4 protein-coding genes are annotated in these 4463 nt (G+C 73.9%); 1 reads left to right on the top strand and 3 read right to left on the bottom strand.

The annotated features are described in order from the left end of the window. Window positions 1-123 precede the first annotated feature (123 nt). Complete coding sequence (locus ACFWIC_RS40775) at window positions 124-1029, bottom strand: class I SAM-dependent methyltransferase (RefSeq protein ID WP_380364522.1); 906 nt, start codon at window positions 1027-1029, stop codon at window positions 124-126. A 210-nt stretch (window positions 1030-1239) separates the two neighbouring features. Beyond that, window positions 1240-1701: a MarR family transcriptional regulator gene (locus ACFWIC_RS40770; RefSeq protein WP_355409351.1), complete on the bottom strand. Its 462-nt coding sequence runs from the start codon at window positions 1699-1701 to the stop codon at window positions 1240-1242. 90 nt (window positions 1702-1791) lie between these two features. Between ACFWIC_RS40770 and ACFWIC_RS40765 the strand changes: the two genes are divergently transcribed. Beyond that, entirely contained in the window at window positions 1792-2478 is a 687-nt protein-coding gene (locus ACFWIC_RS40765) for an NAD(P)H-dependent oxidoreductase (protein ID WP_329881393.1), read from the top strand. Window positions 2479-2600: 122 nt separating this feature from the next. On the opposite strand, the gene ACFWIC_RS40760 is transcribed toward ACFWIC_RS40765, so the two are convergent. Continuing rightward, on the bottom strand, window positions 2601-3989 hold the full coding sequence (locus tag ACFWIC_RS40760; RefSeq protein ID WP_380522236.1) for a TolB family protein: 1389 nt from the start codon (window positions 3987-3989) through the stop codon (window positions 2601-2603). Window positions 3990-4463: the final 474 nt, after the last annotated feature.

Here is a 4463-nt window from a genome sequence, read left to right as displayed (position 1 = left end):
GGAGCGGCTCCCGCCCGCCGGGCCCCGGCCTTCGTCGAACGGCGGCCCTTCGTCAAACGGCGGCCCGGCGTCGGACGGCGGCCCGTCGCGCGGTGGTCCGGCCGGCGGGGCCGGTGCGCGGCCCTACGTGCGGGGCCTGTTCGCGAACACCCACCGGTTGCCCGCCAACGCGTCGTTCTGCTCGGGCAACGGGCCGCGCCCGTGGCGGCGGGTGAAGTCGAAGGGGGTGTGGACCGACGTCGACCAGCCCTTGCCCGTCAGCCGGCCCGCGGAGTCGGGCCGGGGCCCGCCGTCGAACAGGCTGAGCAGGTCGATGCCGATCTGATGCTTCGTCGACGTGTAGATCGGGCTGTCGCGGTAGGCCAGCAGGTCCTTCTCCAGCTTGACCTCGAAGGCCAGGGCGCTACCCCCCGGACTCAACCGGTCCACCGTGTCGATGAGGTACGTCTCGGCCGCGGCGGGCAGGTAGAACAGCAGCCCCTCGGCGAGCCAGACGCTCGGCGCCGACGCGTCGAAGCCGGCCCCGGTCAGGGCGCCGACCCAGTCGGCGCGCAGGTCCGTCGGGACCGGTACGCGCGCCGCCTTCCGGGTGGTCGCCAGCCCGTCGAGCACATCGTGCTTGAACGCCAGCACGCCCTCCCTGTCGATCTCGAAGACCACGCAGCCGGGCGGCCAGTCGAGCCGGAACGCCCGGGTGTCGAGCCCCGCCCCGAGCAGGACCACCTGGTGGGCCCCCGCGTGCGCCGACCGGAGGAGGAAGTCGTCGAGGACCTTCGTCCGCAGGCCGAAGTACCGGGCGAAACGCCCCCACAGCGGGTTCGCGTCGCCTTCCGGCACCTCGTGGAGGCGGACGGGCCACGCCGCGGACGCCGGTGCGGCGCGGACGAAGTGCTCCGCGTAGTCGTCGCGGGCGAGGCTGTCGTGCCGGTGGGTCTCGATCGCCCGCGCTGCGGCGACCAGGAGCGCGGTGATGCCGATGCCCCCCTTCACGCCGTCCGTACCTGTGCCCCGACGCGCTGCGTCGACCATGCGTCCTCCCTCGGGCGGGTGTCGAGACCCCTGGGTCGAAGCTCCCCGCGTCTCTCCCACTGTCCGCGCGGCGCCTGCCTCCCGGCCGGGGAGCCCGCCGGATTCACTGGAACGGGTGAATCCTGGGGTATTCCCCTCCGGGCGCGCCCTCGTCGTGGTCGGGTCCACGGGTGCCGGCGGGCATCCGGTGGTCAGTACCGGGGCGGGGCCTCAGCGGTGCGCACCGTGGGCGGGGCTGAGGGCGTCGTTCATGGCCGACAGGACACGGATCGCGGCGTGCATGTCGTCCGGGTCGAGGCGCGGCAGGAACGCCGTGCGGTCCCGGTGCAGGGCCGTGTCGCCGCGTCGGACCAGATCGGTGCCGGCCGGGGTGAGGAGGACGGCGTTCTCCCGGCGGCTGTGCGGGGACGGCCGGACCGCGACCAGTCCGGCGGAGACCGCGTGGTCGATCTGGCGGCTGACGGTGCCCTTGGTCAGGCCGAGCCGGTCGGCCACCTGCTGCTGGTTGAGCGGTCCGGGGTGGGCGTCGATGACGGAGAGCACGAGGAACTGTGCCAGGGAGATGCCCAGCTCCTGCTGGAAGAGCGCCTCGCCGGCACGGTCCATCAGGCCCGCGACCCGGCGGGTGAGATACCAGAGCGTGGCCAGATCGTCCGGCATCGGCTTGTTCATGGGGTCAGGGTAGCCCATTCGTTTGACAGGCGACGGTTCTGACTGCAACCGTTGCTGGCGAAACGGTTTCCTCTTCCTCCGGAGTACCGCATGCGCGTTCTGATGGTCCTCGACCACCCGTACACCTTCGCCTCGGCCGACAACGTTCCGCACCAGCGCAGCTTCACCGCCGCCGTCGCCGCCGCTGCCGTCCGGGGCGCCACCGCGGCGGGGCACGACGTGGACCTGATCGACCTGGCCGCCGACGGGTTCTCGCCGGTGATGACCCGGCAGGACCTCGTCGCGTGGCGGCAGGGCGCCGCGACAGACCCGCAGGTGCGCGACTACCAGGACCGCCTGCTGGCCGCCGACCACCTGGTGTTCGCGTTCCCGGTGTGGTGGGAGGCGATGCCCGCGGCCACCAAGGGGTTCCTCGACCGGGTGCTCACCAAGGGCGTGGTGTTCGCCGAACGGCCCGAGGCCAAGGGCAGCCCGTTCCGCAACCTGCTGCCGCGGCTGCAGGGGGTCACGGTCCTGTCCGTCATGACCACCCCGGACAGGGCCTACCGCTGGTGGTACCGCGACCCGTTGACCAAGATCCTCTTCAAGGGGACCTTCGGCAAGATCGGCGTCAAGGGCCTGCGGTGGGTCAACTTCGACCGCGTCACCCGGCGGACCCCGGAGGAGCGCCGGCAGATGCTCCTCGACACCGAGAAGCGGTTCGCCGCCCTCGCCCCGACCCGCGGCTCCGCGGACCCCGGAACGCACGGCCGGGAGGCCGCGCCCCCCGGCCGCTGAACGGGCCGCCGGGGCCGGGGGCGCGACGCTCCGTGCGGGCCGGCCCCGGCGCCCGGCGCGGCGCCCGCCGCCGATGCGGGCGAGGGCCCGGAAGCCGTCGGCGGCAGGGTCGACCGGTCGGCTCAGAACAGGGGCAGGCGGCGCAGGAAGACGTCCTGGTGCTGGTTGGTGTCCCCGGGTATCAGGGGGGTGTCGGCGGACGCGATCATCACCGACGTACCGAGCGCGTCGATGGACGGTCCGTCCGACTCGACCGCCGACTCGGAGCCGTCGGCGGACGGCGCGACCCGCTCGACCCGGCCCGTCCACAGGTCACGGCGGAAGACGTCGCCGACGCCGTTGGTGTCGCCGGGCACCAGGTTGGCGGCCGCCGAGGCGAAGTAGACCCGGCGGCTGTCGGCGGTCATCACGGGGGAGTGGGACTGGCCGTCCCCGGCGCCGGGCGCGTCGTCGTGGGCCGTGCTGACCAGGGCGGTGGTCTCCGTGAGGAGGTCGCGGACGAAGATCTGCGGATGGGTGTAGCCGGTGACCATGGACGTGTAGGAGCTGAAGAGCGCGTAGCGCCCGTCGGGGCTCAGTCCGCCGTCGAGGGCGCCGTACTTCTTGCCGTCGGGGCCGATGCTGGCGGGGCGGGTTCTGCCGGTCCGCAGGTCGTGGACGTACAGCGGGTAGGTCCGGGGCTTGGCGATCTGCGCGCCACCGCCGTCCGCCGGGTCCTCCGCCAGGTCCTCCTCCGGGCCGTCCTCGGGGGCCGGGGCGAGGCTGTCGCGGGAGATGAAGGTGATGCGGGTGCCGTCGGCGCTGAGCGCGGGGTGCCGGGCCAAACTCCCGGCCTGGGTTCCGTCGTCGGCGACGTTGGCCCGCCGGGCGGTGCCGGTGCGGCGGTCGTGCACGAAGATGTCGGCGACGTGGTTGGTGTCGCCCGGGACCAGATCGCTTCGGCCGGAGGCGAACGCGACGTAGCGGCCGTCCCAGCTGATCACCGGGGTGTCGGTGCCGCCGGTCTGGGGCCGGGACGGGTCGCCGGCGGTGATCCGCTCGGTGTGCCCGGCGACCCGGTCGCGGACGTACACGTCGAAGGTGCCGTTGGTGTCGCCGGGCACCAGGTCGGGGGCGTCCGAGGCGAAGGCGACGTAGCGGCCGTCGGCGCTGATCGCCGCCCCCGAGGAGGTGCCGGTCGCCTGGGCGCCGTCGTCGGCGACGCTGACGCGCTCGGTCCGCCCGGTGAGCAGGTCACGGACGAAGACGTCGGAGTCGCCGTTGGTGTCACCGGCCACCAGGTTGGCCGCGTCAGAGGTGAAGACGGCGTAGCGGCCGGTGGCGGAGAGCGCGCCGAGGTAGGAGTCGCCGTCGGCCTGTGCCCCGCCGGGGGCCTGGCTGATCCGTTCGACGCGCGGTGGTGCGGAGGCGGGGCGAGCCGTGGCGGGCCCTGCGGTGGCTGCCGTGAGAACGGCGGCCACCGCGCACGCGCCGGCGGCGGTGAGGGATCGGGCGCGGTGCGGTGCGAACATGAGGTCCTCCCGAACGGGCTTACCCCCGGGCCTCGTTGGCCGGCGGGCCCCCTGAGCCAATAGCCAGGGCAGGTGGGCGGTCAACGCCCCGGTGGACGATTGTCCGTAAAAGAACGTGCCCGTGACGCCTCGTCAGCTCGGGGGTTCGGGCGGACGTGACCGACCCGCACGTCGCACTGAGGCGAGGTTGACCACACGGCCCCATCCGCGCTCGCGCATCGCGGGCGCGCACAGCCTGGTCAGGGCGAGGACGACCGCACGCATCAGTTGCCGGCGCGGGGCTCGGGCGGACGGGCGGCTGCCCGGCCCCGCCGGACCGGGCAGCGCGCGGCGGTACGGCCGAGACTCGGCGACCGCACCGCCCGTCACGGGGCGCTGATCAGGCGGGGAGTCCGACGGCGCGTTCGCCGTTGCGGCGTTGCTGGATGACGACGGCGGCGACGAGGAGGGCGCCTTGGGCGACGTTCTGCCAGA

It is taken from the genome of Kitasatospora sp. NPDC127035, assembly GCF_042726075.1.
Taxonomy (GTDB): Bacteria; Actinomycetota; Actinomycetes; order Streptomycetales; family Streptomycetaceae; genus Kitasatospora.
This window is presented reverse-complemented; position numbering and strand designations above follow the sequence as displayed.

Excerpts from the sequence above, each read along its gene's own strand:
- ACFWIC_RS40775 (WP_380364522.1), bottom strand. The coding sequence starts at position 1,029 with ATGGTCGACGCAGCGCGTCGGGGCACAGGTACGGACGGCGTGAAGGGG.
- ACFWIC_RS40770 (WP_355409351.1), bottom strand. The coding sequence starts at position 1,701 with ATGAACAAGCCGATGCCGGACGATCTGGCCACGCTCTGGTATCTCACC.
- ACFWIC_RS40765 (WP_329881393.1), top strand. The coding sequence starts at position 1,792 with ATGCGCGTTCTGATGGTCCTCGACCACCCGTACACCTTCGCCTCGGCC.
- ACFWIC_RS40760 (WP_380522236.1), bottom strand. The coding sequence starts at position 3,989 with ATGTTCGCACCGCACCGCGCCCGATCCCTCACCGCCGCCGGCGCGTGC.